The sequence below is a fragment of the Promicromonospora sp. NPDC050262 genome (assembly GCF_040655935.1).
Classification (GTDB): Bacteria; Actinomycetota; Actinomycetes; order Actinomycetales; family Cellulomonadaceae; genus Promicromonospora.
In genome coordinates, this window is the sequence record NZ_JBFAKX010000007.1 from 24,953 (window position 1) to 45,079 (window position 20,127).

The window sequence follows — 20,127 nt, forward strand, 5'->3', positions numbered from 1 at the left end:
GGCTCCTATCAGCGCTTCTTGCCGGTACGACGGCGACGGACGATCATCCGGTCGCTCGACTTGTTCGGACGGCGGGTACGACCCTCCGCCTGGCCCCAGGGGCTCACCGGGTGACGACCACCGGACGTCTTACCCTCACCACCACCGTGGGGGTGGTCGACCGGGTTCATGGCGACACCGCGCACGGTCGGGCGCTTGCCCTTCCAGCGCATGCGGCCGGCCTTGCCCCAGTTGATGTTCGACTGCTCGGCGTTGCCGACCTCGCCGACCGTCGCGCGGCAGCGCAGGTCGACGTTGCGGATCTCACCGGACGGCATGCGCAGCTGCGCGTACGGGCCGTCCTTGGCGACGAGCTGCACCGACGCACCAGCCGAACGCGCGATCTTCGCACCGCCGCCGGGCCGGAGCTCGATGGCGTGGATGACCGTACCGGTCGGGATGTTGCGCAGCGGCAGGTTGTTGCCGGGCTTGATGTCGGCGCCTGCACCGGCCTCGATGCGGTCGCCCTGCGACAGCTTGTTCGGCGCGATGATGTAGCGCTTCTCGCCGTCCGCGTAGTGCAGGAGCGCGATGCGGGCCGTGCGGTTGGGGTCGTACTCGATGTGAGCGACCTTCGCTGGCACGCCGTCCTTGTCGTGGCGACGGAAGTCGATGACGCGGTAGGCGCGCTTGTGGCCGCCACCCTTGTGCCGCGTCGTGATACGACCGGTGTTGTTACGACCACCGGTCTTGCTCAGCGGGCGGATCAGCGACTTCTCCGGCTGCGAGCGCGTGACCTCGACGAAGTCGGCGACGCTGGAGCCTCGACGGCCGGGCGTCGTCGGCTTGTACTTACGGATTCCCATGGAAACCTGTCCTCAATCGTCTCTCGTCAGCTCAGCCGACCGGACCGCCGAAGATGTCGATCGTGCCCTCGCGGAGGGTGACAATCGCACGCTTCGTGTCCTTGCGCTTGCCGAGGCCGAAACGCGTGCGACGCGTCTTGCCCTTGCGGTTGATCGTGTTCACCGAGGCGACCTTGACGCTGAAGACCTTCTCGATCGCGATCTTGATCTCGGTCTTGTTGGCGCTCGGGTCCACGATGAAGGTGTACTTGCCCTCGTCGAGAAGGTTGTAGCTCTTCTCGGAGACGACCGGCGCGAGCAGGATGTCGCGCGGGTCCTTCACGGTGACGCTCACTTGGCGTCCTCCTCGGTGGTCTCGGCCTCGGACTCCGTCGCGACAGCCTTCCCGCCCTTGGCCGGGCCCTCGAGGAACGCGGCGAGCGCGCCCTCGGTGAAGATGACGTCGTCGGAGACGAGCACGTCGTAGGTGTTCAGCTGGTCGGCGACCAGGAGGTGCACCTCGGGCACGTTGCGGAGCGACTTGATCGTCGCCTCGTCGTCGCGCTGCGTCACGACGAGCACGTTCTCGCGCTCCGTGAACTTCTTGATCGTGGCGAGCGCCGTCTTGGTGGACGGGACGCCCTCGATGCCGAAGCCGGCGACGACGTGCACGCGACCGGCACGAGCGCGGTCGGAGAGCGCACCGCGCAGGGCGGCGGCCTTCATCTTCTTCGGGGTGCGCTGGTCGTACTTGCGCGGCTGCGGGCCGTGGACGGTGCCACCACCGGCGAACTGCGGGGCGCGCGTCGAACCCTGGCGGGCGCGACCGGTGCCCTTCTGCTTGTACGGCTTGCGGCCACCACCACGGACCTCGCCACGAGTCTTCGTGGAGGCCGTGCCCTGGCGGGCGGCTGCGCGCTGCGCAACGACCACCTGGTGGATCAGCGGGACGTTCACGGCGACGTCGAACACCTCAGCGGGGAGGTCGGCGGTGCCGGACTTCTTGCCCTGGGCGTCCAGGACGTCGACAGTCAGAGCGGTCATCGGGTTCACGCTCCCTTCGCGGCGTTACGCACGAGGACGACGCCACCCTTGGGGCCGGGAACCGCGCCCTTGACGAGCAGCAGACCCTTCTCGGCGTCGACCGCGTGAACGGTCAGGTTCTGGGTGGTCTGACGGGCGTTACCCATCCGACCGGCCATCCGCAGGCCCTTGAAGACTCGCGACGGCGTCGAGGCGCCACCGATCGAGCCCGGCTTGCGGTGGTTGCGGTGCGCACCGTGCGAGGCGCCCACGCCGGAGAAGCCGTGACGCTTCATCACACCGGCGGTGCCCTTGCCCTTGGTGGTACCGACGACGTCGACCAGGGCGCCGGCCTCGAAGGCCTCAGCGGTGATCTCCTGGCCGAGCGTGAACTCGCCGGCGTTCTCGGTGCGGATCTCGGCCACGTGACGGCGCGGCGTCACGCCGGCCTTCTCGAAGTGGCCCTTGAGGGGCTTGGTGACCTTGCGGGGGTCGACCTGGCCGGCCGCGAGCTGAACCGCCGCGTAGCCGTCGGTGTCCACCGTGCGGATCTGGGTCACCACGTTGGTGCCCACGGAGACCACGGTCACCGGCACGAGGCGGCCTGCCTCGTCCCAGAGCTGGGTCATACCAAGCTTCGTGCCGAGCAACGCGGTCACGTTCTTCTGCTGGTTGGTCATGATGTCCTCCAGCCTCAGAGCTTGATCTCGATGTTCACGTCCGCCGGCAGGTCGAGTCGCATGAGCGAGTCGACGGCCTTGGGCGTGGGATCGATGATGTCGATGAGCCGCTTGTGCGTACGCATCTCGAAGTGCTCGCGGCTGTCCTTGTACTTGTGAGGCGACCGGATCACAACGAAGACGTTCTTCTCCGTCGGCAGCGGCACCGGACCCACGACCGTCGCACCAGCGCGAGTGACCGTGTCGACGATCTTGCGCGCCGAACTGTCGATCACCTCGTGGTCGTAGGACTTGAGCCGGATGCGGATCTTCTGTCCCGCCATGGCGTCGTCTGACTCTCTCTCTCGAACCGCTACTGTCCGACCCACGCACTCGGGCGTGTCGCTTAATGCGGCACAGCCGGGCGCAGAACACCATTGCTGGTGCCGGGGCCGTTGGGAAGTGATCTGACCCAGCTCTACAGCCGGACCGACCACGACGTTTGCCGAGCCTGCTCGGAACAGTGCCTCCGGAGATCCGGAGGACGTGTGCTCCGCGGGGCGCCCCATACGCATCGAATAGCAGGCGATAAACCCCGCGACCCCTCATCCGGATTACCCCGGGAGGATGACCGCTCCAGCCTCTGTCGGCCCCGATCGATCCGGGACCTGGACTGCGGTTCTGCACACTGTTCGACACTTGAAAGAGCGCGCCTGTGACAGGCAACTATGCAATCTTGCCATACGACTTGGCATGTACCAAACGCAAGGCGGTGTGATGCCCACTACTCAAGCAACAGGGCCCGGGCGCCGAAGCGCCCGGGCCCCATCGTTCAGCTGACTTCCGTCAGATGAGTCCGTGCTCCAGGATCACTTGAGGATCTTGGTGACGCGGCCCGATCCGACCGTGCGGCCACCCTCGCGGATGGCGAAGCCCAGGCCCTCCTCCATGGCGATCGGCTGGATCAGCTCGACCGACATCTCGGTGTTGTCGCCGGGCATGACCATCTCGGTGCCCTCGGGCAGCGTGATGACGCCGGTGACGTCCGTGGTGCGGAAGTAGAACTGCGGGCGGTAGTTCGAGTAGAACGGGTTGTGACGGCCACCCTCGTCCTTGCCCAGGATGTAGACCTGAGCCTCGAAGTTCGTGTGCGGGGTGATCGAACCCGGCTTCACGACGACCTGGCCACGCTCGACGTCCTCGCGCTTGATGCCACGCAGGAGGAGACCGGTGTTGTCGCCGGCCTGCGCCTGGTCCATCTGCTTGTGGAACGTCTCGATGCCCGTGACGGTGGTCTTCTGCGGAACGCGGATACCCACGATCTCGACATCGGAGTTGATGTCCAGGGTTCCACGCTCGACCTTGCCGGTGACGACGGTGCCACGACCGGTGATCGTGAAGACGTCCTCGATCGGCATGAGGAACGGCTTGTCGAGGTCGCGCTCCGGCTCCGGAACGTTCTCGTCGACGGCGTCCATCAGCTCGACGATCTTCTCGACCCACTCCGGGTCGCCCTCGAGAGCCTTGAGGCCCGAGACGCGAACGACCGGCGCGTTGTCACCGTCGAACTCCTGCGAGGAGAGGAGCTCACGGACCTCCATCTCGACGAGCTCGAGGATCTCCTCGTCGTCGACCATGTCGGACTTGTTGAGCGCCACGAGCAGGTAGGGCACGCCGACCTGGCGGGCGAGCAGCACGTGCTCACGCGTCTGGGCCATCGGGCCGTCGGTCGCGGCGACCACCAGGATCGCGCCGTCCATCTGGGCGGCACCGGTGATCATGTTCTTGATGTAGTCGGCGTGACCCGGGGCGTCGACGTGCGCGTAGTGGCGCTTCGGCGTCTCGTACTCGATGTGCGCGATGTTGATCGTGATACCGCGCTGCTTCTCCTCCGGCGCGGCGTCGATCTCGTCGAAGTTGCGCTGCGTGTTCGCCGGGAGCTCCGGGTACTTGTCCGCAAGCGTCTTCGAGATCGCGGCGGTCAGCGTCGTCTTACCGTGGTCGACGTGACCGATCGTGCCGATGTTGACGTGCGGCTTGGTCCGCTCGAACTTGGCCTTAGCCACTGGGGTCCTCCTGGGACTTGGGTAGATGTTCCGAACGTTGCAGATGCTCGGCCAAGAAGCCTACAACTGCGGGGCGTGCGGTTTTTCCTACAGGTTGGTTGTGCGGGTCGACCTGTGGGGACTCACTCGCCCCGGGTCTTCTTGATGATCTCTTCGGCAACTGCCTTGGGAACCTCGGCGTAGCTGTCGAACTGCATCGAGTACACCGCGCGACCCTGGGTCTTCGACCGGAGGTCACCGATGTAGCCGAACATCTCGCTGAGCGGCACCTGGGCGCGAACGACCTTCACACCGGTCGCGTCCTCCATGGACTGGATCATGCCACGTCGAGAGTTGATGTCGCCGATCACGTCGCCCATGTACTCCTCGGGCGTACGCACCTCGACGGCCATGACCGGCTCGAGCAGGACAGGGTCGGCGCGCTTGACGCCTTCCTTGAAGACCATCGAACCGGCAATCTTGAACGCCATCTCCGAGGAGTCGACGTCGTGGTACGCACCGTCGATCAGCGTCGCCTTCACGCCGACGACCGGGAAGCCTGCCAGCACACCCTGCTGCATGGCCGACTGGATACCGGCGTCGACCGACGGGATGTACTCGCGCGGGATGCGGCCACCGGTGACGGCGTTCTCGAACTCGTAGAGCTCGCCCTCCGACGTCTCCAGCGGCGCGAAGGTCACCTGGACCTTGGCGAACTGGCCGGAACCACCCGTCTGCTTCTTGTGCGTGTAGTCGATCTTCTCCGCCGTGCGGCGGATCGTCTCGCGGTACGCGACCTGCGGCTTGCCGACGTTCGCCTCGACCTTGAACTCGCGACGCATGCGGTCGACGAGGATGTCGAGGTGGAGCTCGCCCATACCGCCGATGACGGTCTGGCCGGTCTCGTCGTCCAACTTCACGCGGAAGGTCGGGTCCTCCTGCGCGAGCTTCTGGATCGCGGTCGACAGCTTCTCCTGGTCGGCCTTCGTCTTCGGCTCGATGGCCACGTCGATGACGGGCTCCGGGAAGCTCATCGACTCGAGGATGACCTGGTCCTGCGGGTCCGACAGGGTGTCACCGGTGGTGACGTCCTTGAGGCCGATGAACGCGTAGATGTGCCCTGCGTGGGCTTCCTCGACCGGGTTCTCCTTGTTGGAGTGCATCTGGAAGAGCTTCCCGATGCGCTCCTTCTTGCCCTTGGTCGAGTTCTGCACCTGGGCGCCCTGCGCGACCTTGCCCGAGTAGACGCGGACGTAGGTCAGCTTGCCGAAGAACGGGTGCGTGGCGACCTTGAAGGCGAGAGCCGAGAACGGCTCCGACTCGTCGGGGCGACGCTCGATGATCTTCTCGGCGTCCTTGACGTCGTGGCCCTGGACGGCCGGCACGTCGAGCGGCGACGGGAGGTAGTCGATGACGGCGTCGAGCATGGGCTGCACGCCCTTGTTCTTGAACGCCGAGCCGCAGAGGACCGGGAAGGCCTCCGAGTTGATCACGAGCTTGCGGATGCCGCCCTTGATCTCGGCGATCGTCAGCTCCTCGCCGCCCAGGTACTTCTCGAGCAGCTCCTCGTCGGTCTCGGCGACGGCCTCCACGAGCTGGGCACGGTACTGCTCAGCCTTCTCCTGGAGGTCGGCCGGGATCTCCTCGACCTCGTACTCCTCGCCCATCTTGGTGTCGCCGCGCCACGTGAGCGCCTTCATCTCGACCAGGTCGACGACGCCCTCGAAGTCGTTCTCAGCACCGATGGGGAGCTGGATGACGAGCGGCTTCGCCTTGAGGCGGTTGATGATCGTGTCGACGGTGAAGTAGAAGTCCGCACCGAGCTTGTCCATCTTGTTGACGAAGCAGATACGCGGGACGTCGTACTTGTCCGCCTGCCGCCACACCGTCTCGGACTGGGGCTCGACACCCTCCTTGCCGTCGAAAACGGCAACCGCGCCGTCGAGCACGCGGAGCGACCGCTCCACCTCGACCGTGAAGTCGACGTGGCCCGGCGTGTCGATGATGTTGATCTGGTTGTTCTTCCAGTAGCAGGTCGTCGCGGCGGACGTGATCGTGATGCCGCGCTCCTGCTCCTGCTCCATCCAGTCCATCGTCGACGCACCGTCGTGCGTCTCACCGATCTTGTAGTTCACACCCGTGTAGAACAGGATGCGCTCGGTCGTCGTGGTCTTTCCGGCATCGATGTGGGCCATGATGCCGATGTTGCGGACCTTGTTCAGGTCGGTCAGCACGTCGAGTGCCACGGTGTCTTACCCCTTGGTCTAAAGGTGGGCTTGGGGGCCGGCGGTTATGCATCCACCGACGGCCCCGGGGGTCACCCGGGGCCGCTCGGAAGCTACTACCAGCGGTAGTGCGCGAAGGCCTTGTTGGAGTCGGCCATCTTGTGCATGTCCTCGCGGCGCTTGACCGCGGCACCGAGACCGTTCGACGCGTCGAGGATCTCGTTCATGAGACGCTCGGTCATCGTCTTCTCGCGGCGAGCGCGGGAGAAGTCGGTGAGCCAGCGGAGCGCGAGCGTGGTGGCGCGCGTCGGGCGCACGTCGACCGGCACCTGGTAGGTGGCGCCACCGACACGGCGGGAGCGCACCTCGAGAGCCGGACGGACGTTGTCGAGCGCGCGCTTGAGCACCACGACAGGGTCGCCGTCGGTCTTGGCACGGACGCCCTCGAGGGCGCCGTAGACGATCGCCTCGGCGGTCGACTTCTTGCCGTCGAGCAGGACCTTGTTGATCAGCTGCGTGACAACCGGGGACCCGTAGACCGGGTCGACGATGAGCGGCCGCTTCGGGGCCGGACCCTTGCGGGGCATCAGCTCTTCTCCTTCTTGGCGCCGTAACGAGACCGAGCCTGCTTGCGGCCCTTCACGCCCTGCGTGTCGAGCGCGCCGCGGACGATCTTGTAGCGGACACCGGGAAGGTCCTTCACACGGCCGCCGCGCACGAGCACGATGGAGTGCTCCTGCAGGTTGTGGCCGACACCGGGGATGTACGCGGTGACCTCGACCTGCGAGGAGAGCTTCACACGGGCGACCTTGCGGAGGGCCGAGTTCGGCTTCTTGGGGGTGGTGGTGTACACACGGGTGCACACGCCGCGCCGCTGGGGGGAGCCCTTGAGGGCCGGGGTCTTCGACTTCCCGGCCTTCGAGGTCCGCCCCTTGCGGACGAGCTGCTGGATCGTAGGCACTACGTCTCCGTCGTCTTCTTGAGCTTCGGCGACGCCCTGCCGGCGTCCCCGTCAATGGTTCTGGCTTGTGCGTGCCGATCGCATGCGGCACCCACAGCCCCGCACGGGGACTGCTACGCCACTTACCACCGGCTCGATGGCCCGGCTCCACCCATCAAGGCACGACGTGCCTCGGGAGGTTCTTGCCGGGGCGCCCACGCACTCACATCGGCCGCTTCCGAAGCCACCTTGCGGCGGCCTTCAAGAGGTGCGGCCCGACGGCGCAGGCACGGATTCCTAGGTTACCCGCGTGTCTACGGGGGGTCAAAACGAATCGGGTGTGAGATGCACCCGAAAACCGCCAAGTAGAGCGCCTGCCCGGCCGCCGCACGGGACGAACCCGTGCGGAGCAGGACAGGCGCTCTACCTGACGGTCAGAGGATCAGGTCAGCGGAAGTCGCCGAGGTCCAGGTCCTCCAGCGGGATCGCCTCGCCCGAACCCATACCGAGGGTCGGGAAGTCGATCTCGTCGTAGCCGAAGCTCGGGTAGAGCTCGGCCTTGGCCTGCTCGGTGGGCTCCACCTCGACGTTGCGGTAACGGGGCAGACCCGTACCGGCCGGGATGAGCTTACCGATGATGACGTTCTCCTTGAGGCCCAGCAGCGGGTCACGGCGACCGCTCATCGACGCCTCGGTGAGCACCCGGGTGGTCTCCTGGAAGGAGGCCGCCGAGAGCCACGAGTCGGTGGCGAGCGAGGCCTTCGTGATACCCATCAGCTCCGGACGGCCGGCGGCCGGCTGGCCACCCTCCGACACGGCCTTGCGGTTGGCGTCCTCGAAGCGCATGCGCTCCGCGAGCTCACCCGGCAGCAGCTGCGAGTCACCCGAGTCGAGCACGGTCACGCGACGCAGCATCTGCCGCACGATGACCTCGATGTGCTTGTCGTGGATGTCCACACCCTGGCTGCGGTAGGTCTCCTGGACCTGGTCCACCAGGTGCGTCTGCGTGGCACGGGGGCCGAGGATGCGCAGCACCTTCTTCGGGTCGACGGCGCCCTGGACGAGCTGGGTACCGACCGTCACGTGGTCGCCGTCCGCGATCTTCAGACGGGCACGCTTGGTGACCGGGTACTTGATCTCCTCGCCACCGTCGTCCGGCGTCAGCACGAGGTGACGCGTCCGCTCGGTGTCCTCGATCGTCACGCGACCCGTGTACTCCGCGATGGGCGCCTCACCCTTGGGGGTGCGGGCCTCGAAGAGCTCGGTGACACGCGGGAGACCCTGCGTGATGTCCTCGGCGGCAGCCACACCACCGGTGTGGAAGGTACGCATCGTCAGCTGCGTGCCCGGCTCACCGATCGACTGCGCCGCGATGATGCCGACGGCCTCGCCGATGTCCACGAGCAGACCCGTGGCCAGGGAGCGGCCGTAGCACTTGGCGCAGGTACCGACGCGGGACTCGCACGTCAGGACCGAACGGACCTTGACGTTCTCGATGCCCGCGGCGATGACCTGGTCGATGATGACGTCGCCGGCGTCCGACCCGGCGGTCGCGATGACGTTGCCGTCGGCGTCCACCACGTCGGTCGCGAAGGTACGCGAGTAGATGCTGGTCTCGACGCGGTCGTCCGGGACGAGCGAGCCGTCCGCGAGCTTCTCCGCGACCGGCAGCGTGAGGCCACGCTCGGTACCGCAGTCCTCCTCGCGGATGATGACGTCCTGCGAGACGTCCACCAGACGACGGGTCAGGTAACCCGAGTCCGCCGTACGGAGGGCCGTGTCGGCCAGACCCTTGCGGGCACCGTGCGTCGCGATGAAGTACTCGAGGACGGACAGGCCCTCACGGTAGTTGGACTTGATCGGACGAGGGATGATCTCGCCCTTCGGGTTCGCCACCAGACCGCGCATACCGGCGATCTGACGAACCTGCATCCAGTTACCACGAGCACCCGAGCCCACCATGCGCATGACGGTGTTCCGCGCGTTGCTCTCGAGGTTGACCCGCATGGCCGACGCGACCTTGTCGGTCGCCTGCGTCCAGATCTCGATGAGCTCCTGACGGCGCTCGTCGTCGGTGATCAGACCCTTGTCGAACTGCTGCTGGACCTTGAGGGCCCGAGCCTCGTGCTCGTCGAGGATCTCGCCCTTGACGGTCGGCGCGGCGACGTCCGAGATGGCGATCGTGACACCGGAACGCGTGGCCCAGCGGTAGCCGGCGTCCTTCAGCGCGTCCAGCGCCGCGGCCACCTCCACCTTCGGGTAGCGCTCGGCGAGGTCGTTGACGATCGTCGACAGCCGCTTCTTGTCGGCCACACCGTTCTCGTACGGGTAGTCGACGGGCAGCGTCTCGTTGAACAGGTACCGGCCGAGGGTGGTGTCGAACAGGAGCTGCTGCCCCTGCTCCCAGCCCTCGGGAGCCTCGAAGTCCTTCAGCGGCGGCACCAGGTCGGACATCCGCAGCCGGATCTTGGCGTTGATGTCCAGCTCGCCCCGGTCGAAGGCCATGATGGCCTCGGCCACGGAACCGAACGCACGCCCCTCGCCCACGGCGCCCGGACGGTCGCTCGTGAGGTGGTGCAGACCGATGATCATGTCCTGCGAGGGCATGGTCACCGGACGACCGTCCGACGGCTTGAGGATGTTGTTGCTCGAGAGCATGAGGATGCGGGCCTCGGCCTGCGCCTCGGCGCTCAGCGGCAGGTGCACGGCCATCTGGTCACCGTCGAAGTCGGCGTTGAACGCGCCGCAGACGAGCGGGTGCAGGTGGATGGCCTTGCCCTCGACGAGCTGCGGCTCGAACGCCTGGATGCCCAGACGGTGCAGCGTCGGCGCACGGTTCAGGAGCACCGGGTGCTCCGTGATGACCTCTTCGAGCACGTCCCAGACCACGGGGCGGGTGCGCTCGACCATGCGCTTGGCGCTCTTGATGTTCTGTGCGTGGTTCAGCTCCACGAGCCGCTTCATGACGAACGGCTTGAACAGCTCGAGCGCCATCTGCTTGGGCAGACCGCACTGGTGCAGCTTGAGCTGCGGGCCGACCACGATGACCGAACGGCCCGAGTAGTCGACGCGCTTGCCGAGCAGGTTCTGGCGGAACCGGCCCTGCTTGCCCTTGAGCATGTCGGAGATCGACTTCAGCGGACGGTTGCCCGGGCCCGTCACCGGGCGACCACGACGGCCGTTGTCGAACAGCGAGTCGACGGCCTCCTGGAGCATCCGCTTCTCGTTGTTGACGATGATCTCCGGCGCGCCCAGGTCCAGGAGCCGCTTGAGGCGGTTGTTCCGGTTGATGACGCGGCGGTACAGGTCGTTCAGGTCCGACGTCGCGAACCGGCCACCGTCGAGCTGCACCATCGGGCGCAGGTCCGGCGGGATGACCGGGACGGCGTCGAGCACCATCGCCGTGGGCGAGTTGGTGGTCGTCAGGAACGCGTTCACGACCTTGAGGCGCTTGAGGGCGCGGGTCTTGCGCTGGCCCTTGCCCGAGCGGATGGTCTCGCGCAGCGACTCGGCCTCGGCGTCCAGGTCGAAGTTCTGCAGGCGCTGCTGGATCGCGTTCGCGCCCATCGCACCCTCGAAGTAGGTGCCGTAGCGGTCCTGGAGCTGGCGGTACAGCATCTCGTCGCCCTCGAGGTCGGCGACCTTGAGGTTCTTGAACCGGTCCCAGACCTGCTCGAGGCGGTCCAGCTCCTGGTCCGCGCGCTTGCGCAGCTGAGCCATCTCGCGCTCGGCGGAGTCACGCACCTTGCGGCGCGCGTCGGCCTTGGCACCCTCGGCCTCGAGCTCGGCCAGGTCGGCCTCGAGCTTCTGGGCGCGGGTGTTGATGTCGTTGTCCCGGCGGTCGGAGATCTCCTTCTTCTCGAGATCGATCTCGTTCTGCAGGTTGGGCAGGTCCTCCTGGCGGGCCTCGTCGTCGACCGACGTGATCATGTAGGCCGCGAAGTAGATGACCTTCTCCAGGTCCTTCGGTGCCAGGTCCAGCAGGTAGCCCAGACGGGACGGCACACCCTTGAAGAACCAGATGTGCGTGACGGGGGCGGCGAGCTCGATGTGGCCCATGCGCTCACGGCGCACCTTGGAGCGCGTGACCTCCACACCACAGCGCTCGCAGATGATGCCCTTGAAGCGCACGCGCTTGTACTTGCCGCAGTAGCACTCCCAGTCGCGGGTCGGACCGAAGATCTTCTCGCAGAAGAGCCCGTCCTTCTCCGGCTTGAGGGTGCGGTAGTTGATGGTCTCTGGCTTCTTGACCTCACCGTGCGACCAGGCACGGATGTCCTCGGCCGTGGCGAGGCCGATACGCAGCTCGTCGAAGACGTTGACGTCGAGCAAGATGTCCTACTTCCTGAAGTTCTCGAAAATCCTCGGGGTGTCCAGGTCCGCGCCCGGTGCACGGGCGCGGCCTGGTATCAGATCTCGTCGACGCTGGAGGCGGCGTTCGGCCGCCGCGAGAGGTCGATGCCGAGCTCCTCAGCGGCGCGGTACACCTCGTCGTCGGACTCCTTCATCTCGATGGAGACACCGTCGCTCGAGAGCACCTCGACGTTCAGGCACAGCGACTGCATCTCCTTGAGAAGCACCTTGAAGGACTCCGGGATACCCGAGTCGGGGATGTTCTCGCCCTTGACGATCGCCTCGTAGACCTTGACACGGCCCGGGACGTCGTCGGACTTGATGGTGAGCAGCTCCTGGAGCGTGTACGCGGCGCCGTACGCCTCGAGAGCCCAGACCTCCATCTCACCGAAACGCTGACCACCGAACTGCGCCTTACCACCCAGCGGCTGCTGCGTGATCATCGAGTACGGACCGGTCGAGCGCGCGTGGATCTTGTCGTCGACCAGGTGGTGCAGCTTCAGGATGTACATGTAGCCGGTGGAGACGGGCTCCGGGAACGGCTCGCCGGAGCGGCCGTCGAAGAGCTGCGCCTTGCCGTCCTGGTTGACCATGCGCTGACCGTCACGGTTCGGCAGGGTCGCACCGAAGAGACCGCGGAGCGCGACCTCCTCCAGACCGTCGAACACCGGGGTGGCGACGGGGCGGCTCGGCTCGCTCTTGTGCGCGACCTCGGGAAGGCTCTCCAGCCACTCCCCGCCCTTGTCCTCCGCGAGGGAGACGTCCCAGCCCTGCTTGGCGATCCACCCGAGGTGGGTCTCCAGCACCTGGCCCACGTTCATGCGGCCCGGCACACCCAGCGGGTTCAGGATGACGTCGACCGGCGTGCCGTCCTCGAGGAACGGCATGTCCTCCTGCGGGAGGATCTTCGAGATGACGCCCTTGTTGCCGTGGCGGCCGGCCAGCTTGTCACCGACGGTGATCTTGCGGCGCTGCGCGATGTAGACGCGCACCAGCTGGTTCACGCCGGCGGGCAGCTCGTCGCCGTCCTCCCGGTTGAACTCGCGCACCGCGATGACCGTGCCCTGCTCGCCGTGGGGCACCTTGAGCGAGGTGTCGCGCACCTCGCGCGCCTTCTCGCCGAAGATCGCCCGCAGCAGGCGCTCCTCCGGGGTCAGCTCGGTCTCACCCTTGGGGGTGACCTTGCCGACCAGGATGTCGCCGGCGCCGACCTCGGCACCGATGCGGATCACGCCGCGCTCGTCGAGGTCCGCGAGGACCTCCTCCGAGACGTTGGGGATGTCCCGCGTGATCTCCTCGGGGCCCAGCTTGGTGTCGCGGGCGTCGACCTCGTGCTCCTCGATGTGGATCGAGGAGAGGACGTCGTCCTCCACGAGGCGCTGCGACAGGATGATCGCGTCCTCGTAGTTGTGGCCCTCCCACGACATGAACGCGACCAGCAGGTTGCGGCCGAGCGCGAGCTCGCCCTCGTCCGTCGCCGGGCCGTCCGCGAGCACGGAGCCGACCTCGACCCGCGCACCCTCGTCGACCAGCACGCGCTGGTTGTAGCTCGTGCCCTGGTTGGAGCGCACGAACTTGTGCACGCGGTACGAGCCCGTCGTGCCGTCGTCGTTCGCCACTAGCACCAGGTCGGCCGAGACCTCGGTGACCACACCGGGCTTGGTCGCCACGATGACGTCGCCGGCGTCGACCGCCGCACGGCGCTCCATGCCGGTGCCGACCACGGGGGCCTCGGACCGCACCAGCGGCACGGCCTGGCGCTGCATGTTCGCACCCATGAGGGCGCGGTTGGCGTCGTCGTGCTCGAGGAACGGGATCAGGGCCGTCGCGACCGACACCATCTGGCGCGGCGAGATGTCCATGTAGTCGACCTCGGCGCCCGGGATGTCGTTGGTCTCGCCACCCTTCGTGCGGACCAGGACGCGGTCGAGGACGAACGTGCCGTCCTCGAGCAGCGGCGTGTTGGCCTGCGCGATGATGTAGCGGTCCTCGTCATCGGCCGTGAGGTAGTCGATGTTGTCGGTGACCTTGCCGTTCTCGACCCGGCGGTACGGCGTCTCGATGAAGCCGAACGGGTTGATGCGACCGAACGACGCGAGCGAACCGATCAGACCGATGTTCGGACCCTCAGGGGTCTCGATCGGGCACATGCGGCCGTAGTGCGACGGGTGGACGTCACGGACCTCCATGCCGGCGCGGTCGCGCGACAGACCACCCGGGCCCAGCGCGTTCAGACGACGCTTGTGCGTCAGACCGGCGAGCGGGTTGTTCTGGTCCATGAACTGCGACAGCTGCGAGGTGCCGAAGAACTCACGGATCGACGCGACGACCGGACGGATGTTGATCAGCGTCTGCGGCGTGATGGCCTCGACGTCCTGCGTGGTCATGCGCTCGCGAACCACGCGCTCCATGCGGGACAGACCCGTGCGCACCTGGTTCTGGATGAGCTCGCCCACGGCGCGGATACGGCGGTTGCCAAAGTGGTCGATGTCGTCGACCTCGACGCGCACCTCGACGGGCTGCCCGTTGCGGACGCCGTCCATGGTGGTCTTGTCCGCGTGCAGCGACGCGAGGTACTTGATCGTGGCCACGACGTCGGTCAGCGACAGCGTGGACTCGGCCAGCTCCGCGTCGACACCCAGCTTCTTGTTCGCCTTGTAGCGGCCGACCTTCGCGAGGTCGTAGCGCTTCGGGTTGAAGTAGAAGTTCTCCAGCAGCGCGCGACCGGCCTCGACCGTCGGCGGCTCACCCGGGCGGATCTTGCGGTACAGGTCGACCAGGGCCTCGTCCTCGGTGTGGACGTGGTCCTTCTCGAGGGTGTCGAGCACCGACGGGAACTCGGCGAACTGCTCGCGGATCTCCGACTCGGTCATGCCGAGGGCCTTGAGGAGCACCGTGACGGACTGCTTGCGCTTGCGGTCGACGCGGACGCCGACGGCGTCGCGCTTGTCGATCTCGAACTCCAGCCAGGCACCGCGCGACGGGATGATCTTCGCGGAGAAGACGTCCTTGTCGCTGGTCTTGTCCGGGGTGCGCTCGAAGTACACGCCCGGCGAACGCACCAGCTGCGAGACGACGACGCGCTCGGTGCCGTTGATGATGAAGGTGCCGCGCGCCGTCATGAGCGGGAAGTCGCCCATGAAGACCGTCTGGCTCTTGATCTCACCGGTGGTGTAGTTGACGAACTCCGCGGTGACGAACAGCGGGGCCGCGTAGGTGAAGTCCTTCTCCTTGCACTCGTCCGCCGTGTACTTCGGCGGCTCGAAGCGGTGGTTCGAGAAGGAGAGGGACATCGAGGAGCCGAAGTCCTCGATCGGGGAGATCTCCTCGAAGATCTCTTCCAGTCCGGAGGTTTCCGGGACATCATTACGACCAGCCGCCTTGGCAGTTTCTACCCTGCCCTGCCAGGCTGGGTTACCAAGAAGCCAGTCGAAGCTCTCGGTCTGCAGGCCAAGCAGGTCGGGGACCTCGAGTGGCTCATAGATCTTTGCGAAGGAAACGCGACGGGAAGCGGTACGGTTCGCAATGGCTTCGGCGGACGGAGCTGAAGGGGTGCGCGAGGCAGCCAAGAGGGGTCCTTCCCTGCAGTTCGGGTGAACGCTGTACGCTCTGCGGTGCTGCAGGATGCTCTGCCGGATTCACCGGTCACCGGTGGGCATCCCCTGAGTGGGGATGCGACCAGGACTTTCGGGAAGCAGGGGGAGGCGTCGAGGGCACACGCGGGCGCAAAGCGCTAGCATACCTATCTGGTTCTAGTATGTCCAGTCGCCCTAGGTCCTGCACGTCGAGACTGTGGGAATCCTCGAATCGTTGCGTATCCGCACTGCCGCGGCGTGGCGGCTGGACGAGGCGGCGCTCGGGCGGTTCAACGGGTCGGCCGCGGGTGATATTCCCGCGTGACCTCGCCGAATCCGGACACGCGAGAGGCCCGCACCCCGAGGGGTGCGGGCCTCTGCAGTCGGCGGACGGTCGCCCGGGACGAGCCCGGGCGGCCGTCACACCAGCCCGAAGGCGGTGATGCCTGAGGTCACTTGAGGGTGACGGTGGCGCCGGCGCCCTCCAGGGCAGCCTTCGCCTTCTCGGCGGCGTCCTTGTCGGCGCCCTCGAGAACCGGCTTCGGCGCGCCGTCGACCAGGTCCTTGGCCTCCTTGAGACCGAGGGACGTGAGCGCGCGCACCTCCTTGATGACCTGGATCTTCTTGTCGCCGGCAGCCTCGAGGATGACGTCGAACTCGGTCTTCTCCTCCACGGCCTCAGCGGCAGCGGCGGCCGGGCCGGCAACGGCAGCGGCGACCGGAGCAGCGGCGGTGACGTCGAACTTCTCCTCGAAGGCCTTCACGAAGTCGGAGAGCTCGATGAGCGTGAGCTCCTCGAAGGCGGACAGGAGCTCGTCGGTGGAGAGCTTCGCCATGATGGCGTTCCTTTCAGTTGGCGCTTCGCGGGCCGGTGCCGGCCCGCGAGAAGCAGGGGGGTGTGAACTGGCGCTGCCACCTGATCAGGCGGCAGCACCCTCCGATTCCTGCTTCTGACGCAGGGCATCGATGGCACGGGCGACCTGGGCGGGCTTGGCGGTGAAGGCGTAAGCAGCACGCGTCAGCGTGGCCTTCAGACCGCCGGCCACCTTGGCCAGCAGAACCTCGCGGGACTCGAGGTCCGCGAGCTTCGTGATCTCCGCGCTGGACATCGGGCGGCCGTCGAGCACGCCGCCCTTGATGACCAGTGCGGGGTTCGCCTTGGCGAAGTCACGCAGACCCTTCGCAGCCTCGACCGGGTCCCCGGTCACGAATGCGATGGCGGACGGGCCCTTCAGGTCGGCGTCGAGACCCTCGACACCGGCCTCCTTGGCCGCGATCCCCGTCAGCGTGTTCTTCACCACGGCGTAGGTTGCGTTGCCGCTGAGCGACCGACGCAGCTCCTTGAGCTGCGCGACGGTGAGCCCGCGGTACTCGGTCAGCACGGCTGCGCTCGAGTCGCGGAACTTGTCCGCGAGCTCTGCGACAGCGGCTGCCTTGTCCGGCCTCGCCATGGCAATCCTTCCGGTGGTGGTACCACCGTCCCCGGAGGCATGAGCCTCGGGCGTTGCCCCGGAACGAGAAAAAGAGCCCCGGCGCAGGCGCACGGGGCTCGGTTCGTGCGGGAGACCCGCACTCGAGTTCGTCACCTGCGCAGGCCCCCGCTCTCAGCGGGACTTCGGTCTTCTTCCGCCCTGTGCTCTGACAAGCAGAGTGCTCTTGCGAGCGGGCAGCGTCGGACGACCGGCGGTCTTGGGTTACCCGAGAACTATACATGGCTCCGCGCGTAGGGCCGCACGCAGCGAGCGGTGGCCTGCGCCACACGGCGGACGACGCCGTTCGCGCGCAGCCCGCCGACCGCGGTCCGCCGGCCGTCACCGGCCCAGGCCCTCCAGGGACGCGAAGCACACGAGCGGCACCGGCTCGGGCTCGTCCGCGAGCGCCGCGGCGAGCGCGGCCTCGGGGTCGTCCGTGGCGCGCAGGTGGGCGTGGAACCGGGGCATCACGCGGGCGGCGACGGCGTCCGAGAGCGGGGCGACGGCGGCGACGACGGCGCGGGCGCCGAGCCGCAGGAGCACGGAGGACAGGCCGAGCACCTCGCCGCCGACCACCTGGGACGAGCCGCCGACCTCGCAGGCCGAGAGGACCAGGACGGATCCGGGGAGCCGTGTGCCGTCGAGCTCGTGGGCGAACAGCGGGCCGTCGGCGAGGTCGACGAAGGCGAAGAGCGGGTTGTCGGCGTCGTGCCTGCCGTGGGTGGCCAGGTGCACGATGTCGTGGGTGGCGAGCACGGCCCGGACCGTCGCCGTCGTGGCGGCCGCGCCGGTGAGGACCGTGGCTCCCGGCCATACCGCGCCGACGGCCCGTACCTCGCTCGCGCCGAGGGCGACGCCGGGGCCGTACGCGGCCAGCAGCCGGTGCCTGCGCCCCGGCCGGGGGTGGGCCCGGCCGCGCGCCATGTAGGACCGGACGGTCGTGCGGCGGCCGTGCCGGGACGGGAGTGCCGTCCAGGGCACGCTGAGCAGGGGCTCCCGGCCCACGACGTACAGCGGGCCGTCGGCGTGCATCGGCACGGCGAGGAGCCGGTCGAGCGCGTCGAGGTTGCGTCTCAGGGAGCGGCGGGCGGCGTCGCGCAGCGCCGGTGGGACGTGCTCGTTGGCGCACGCCCCGAAGTCCGCGCGGACGCGCAGCGCCCGTTCGGTGACCTCGGCGAGCGGTCCGAGGTCGACGGTGCGCGCGCCGTGCGCGTCGACGCGGACGCAGCGCAGCACGCCGTCGAGCACCAGGTAGTTGGCGACGACGGCGCCGTCGTCGCGGGCGGCGAGCAGCTCGCGGACCTCGGTGGTGGTGGCCGGGCGGTCCTCGGCCACGTCGTCCTCGGCGCCGGTGCGGTGCCAGGCGCGTTCGCGTGCGGTCGCGAGGAGCCTGCGCGACCGCTCGAACAGGTGGGCGCGTTCCGCGGCGCTGTCCTGGTCGGTGAGGGTGCGGGCCCGGACGACGAGCCCGCGGGCCTCGGTGACGAGCGCTCCGACCGCGGGCTCGTCCGGCGCGACGGTGCCACCCATCCCGGCGAACGTGGTCCGGCCGCGTTCGAGCGCCTCGAAGAGCCAGTCCGGCCGGCCGGTCCGCAGGGCGGCCTCGACGTCGGTCCGCTGCAGGTCCACGCCGTGCGCCGCGGCCGCGGTGACGGACTCGACCGAGCCGAGCCCCACGCGATGGTCCGCGAGCAGCTCGAGTCCCGTGCGCACCGCCTCGATGCCGGCCGCCCGGTCGCCCGACGCGAACGCGAGCTGCGCGAGGACGGTCTGCCGCTGGATCCGGGTGGACAGCGGGGCGTCGGCCATGCCGGCGGGAAGGTTGTCGAGCACGGTGCGCGCGGCGGCGACGTCGCCGGCCAGGAGGTACCAGTGCGCGGCGACGAACCGCGCCGTCAGGCCGGGGCGCTGCCCGAGCAGGGGGTCCACCTCGTCGCCCGCCTCGGCGGCCTGGATGGCCTGTTCGGCACGGCGCCGGGCGTCGTCGGGGACGGGGGCCTCACCGCGGCGGATCGGCAGGAGGATCGCCTCCAGCTCGGCGACGCGCGCGACGGCGGCACGCTGTGGGTGGCCGACGCCGGCGTAGTAGCGCCGGGCGAAGGCCGCCGCCGTCCGCGCCTCGTCCCACCGGTGCAGCGCCATGAGGCAGCGCGCGCGGAAGTACTCGGCCTCGGCGCGATGGTGCGCGCGGCCCGGGACCACCATGCGGGAGATCGCCTGCGTGAGGACCTGCTCGGCGTCCTCGAGCAGCCCCGCCTCGTAGAGGACGGCGCCGCGGCCGATGTCGAGCACGCCGTCGGCGCGTTCCGGGTCGACGGCGCGGGCGGCGGCCATGGCCTGCAGCGCGCCCGGCAGGTCGCCGAGCGCGTACCGCACGAACCCGGTGTTGTGCAGGGCGAGGGAGGCGATCCCGGGCAGGTCGGCCAGCCCCGCGGCCTCGTGGCAGGCGTCGAAGTCGGCGAGCGCCGCGTCCAGCCGGCCGAGCTCGATGGCGGCCGCGCCCCGGTTGAGCAGCGCCGTCGCGTAGTCGCGTGCGGTGAGCTGGTCCGCGACCGCGAGCACCCGGTTGAAGGCGGCCACGGCGTCGGTGAGCCGGCCGGAGCGCTGCAGCAGCAGGCCACGGTTTCCGTCGACGACGGCGGCGAGCCGCCTGCGGATTCGTGGCGGGGCGGCGTCGGCGCGGGCGTCGGCGTCGCCGAGGAGGGCGAGCGGCTTGTCCAGCGTGTCCTCGACGGCGTGGACGGCGACGGCCTCCCCCGCCAGGGAACGGACCATGCCCTCGGCCCAGCGTTCGCGGTCCGCGGGACCGAGCGCGCCGAGGTCCACGACCCGGAGCCGGTCGAGCACGTCCCGGAACCGCAGCAGGGCGTCGCCGGGCCGCGACCGGGAGTTGAGCTCCCGCGCGGCCAGCAGCTCCGCCTCCAGTTCCGGCCACATACCTGCCCCCTCGCCTCACCGGGCCCCACGGGGGCGCCGGGCGGGCCACGATAGCGGGGCACGGGGTGGCCTGT

At 68.3% G+C, this 20,127-nt stretch carries 14 protein-coding genes; all 14 read right to left on the bottom strand.

Annotated features, from left to right (window positions below):
* Positions 1 to 8: 8 nt before the first annotated feature.
* The 14 genes from rplB to AB0I29_RS12700 all read right to left on the bottom strand — a co-directional run bounded on the left by rplB (position 9) and on the right by AB0I29_RS12700 (position 20,053).
* Positions 9 to 845: a 50S ribosomal protein L2 gene (rplB, locus tag AB0I29_RS12635; protein ID WP_020016116.1), complete on the bottom strand. Its 837-nt coding sequence runs from the start codon at positions 843 to 845 to the stop codon at positions 9 to 11.
* A 31-nt stretch (positions 846 to 876) separates the two neighbouring features.
* Entirely contained in the window at positions 877 to 1,179 is a 303-nt protein-coding gene (gene rplW, locus AB0I29_RS12640) for a 50S ribosomal protein L23 (RefSeq protein ID WP_020016115.1), read from the bottom strand.
* The gene (rplD, locus tag AB0I29_RS12645; protein ID WP_285100988.1) at positions 1,176 to 1,868 is read right to left on the bottom strand and encodes a 50S ribosomal protein L4; all 693 of its coding nucleotides are present in this window, start codon (positions 1,866 to 1,868) and stop codon (positions 1,176 to 1,178) included. The genes rplW and rplD overlap by 4 nt, the downstream gene beginning before the upstream one ends.
* A 5-nt stretch (positions 1,869 to 1,873) precedes the next feature.
* Positions 1,874 to 2,527, bottom strand: coding sequence for a 50S ribosomal protein L3 (rplC, locus tag AB0I29_RS12650; protein WP_285100986.1), 654 nt, complete (start codon positions 2,525 to 2,527; stop codon positions 1,874 to 1,876).
* Positions 2,528 to 2,541: 14 nt separating this feature from the next.
* Positions 2,542 to 2,850: a 30S ribosomal protein S10 gene (rpsJ, locus tag AB0I29_RS12655; RefSeq protein WP_019146773.1), complete on the bottom strand. Its 309-nt coding sequence runs from the start codon at positions 2,848 to 2,850 to the stop codon at positions 2,542 to 2,544.
* A 525-nt stretch (positions 2,851 to 3,375) separates the two neighbouring features.
* Positions 3,376 to 4,572 carry an elongation factor Tu gene (gene tuf, locus AB0I29_RS12660; RefSeq protein WP_285100985.1) on the bottom strand — a complete coding sequence of 399 codons (1,197 nt, stop codon included), beginning with the start codon at positions 4,570 to 4,572 and terminating at the stop codon, positions 3,376 to 3,378.
* A 122-nt stretch (positions 4,573 to 4,694) separates the two neighbouring features.
* Positions 4,695 to 6,797, bottom strand: a complete 2,103-nt coding sequence (gene fusA, locus AB0I29_RS12665; RefSeq protein ID WP_285100983.1) for an elongation factor G — start codon at positions 6,795 to 6,797, stop codon at positions 4,695 to 4,697.
* 95 nt (positions 6,798 to 6,892) lie between these two features.
* A complete protein-coding gene (gene rpsG, locus AB0I29_RS12670) occupies positions 6,893 to 7,363 on the bottom strand; it encodes a 30S ribosomal protein S7 (RefSeq protein ID WP_020016110.1) in 471 nt (156 codons plus the stop codon).
* A complete protein-coding gene (rpsL, locus tag AB0I29_RS12675) occupies positions 7,363 to 7,737 on the bottom strand; it encodes a 30S ribosomal protein S12 (RefSeq protein ID WP_020016109.1) in 375 nt (124 codons plus the stop codon). The genes rpsG and rpsL overlap by 1 nt, the downstream gene beginning before the upstream one ends.
* A 426-nt stretch (positions 7,738 to 8,163) precedes the next feature.
* Positions 8,164 to 12,048, bottom strand: a complete 3,885-nt coding sequence (locus AB0I29_RS12680; RefSeq protein WP_285100981.1) for a DNA-directed RNA polymerase subunit beta' — start codon at positions 12,046 to 12,048, stop codon at positions 8,164 to 8,166.
* 77 nt (positions 12,049 to 12,125) lie between these two features.
* Complete coding sequence (gene rpoB, locus AB0I29_RS12685; protein ID WP_285100979.1) at positions 12,126 to 15,638, bottom strand: DNA-directed RNA polymerase subunit beta; 3,513 nt, start codon at positions 15,636 to 15,638, stop codon at positions 12,126 to 12,128.
* A 458-nt stretch (positions 15,639 to 16,096) separates the two neighbouring features.
* Positions 16,097 to 16,480: a 50S ribosomal protein L7/L12 gene (rplL, locus tag AB0I29_RS12690; RefSeq protein WP_285100977.1), complete on the bottom strand. Its 384-nt coding sequence runs from the start codon at positions 16,478 to 16,480 to the stop codon at positions 16,097 to 16,099.
* Positions 16,481 to 16,564: 84 nt separating this feature from the next.
* Positions 16,565 to 17,095, bottom strand: coding sequence for a 50S ribosomal protein L10 (gene rplJ / locus AB0I29_RS12695; protein WP_285100975.1), 531 nt, complete (start codon positions 17,093 to 17,095; stop codon positions 16,565 to 16,567).
* Between the two features lie 360 nt (positions 17,096 to 17,455).
* A complete protein-coding gene (locus tag AB0I29_RS12700; protein WP_357481906.1) occupies positions 17,456 to 20,053 on the bottom strand; it encodes a CHAT domain-containing protein in 2,598 nt (865 codons plus the stop codon).
* Between the last annotated feature and the right edge of the window lie 74 nt (positions 20,054 to 20,127).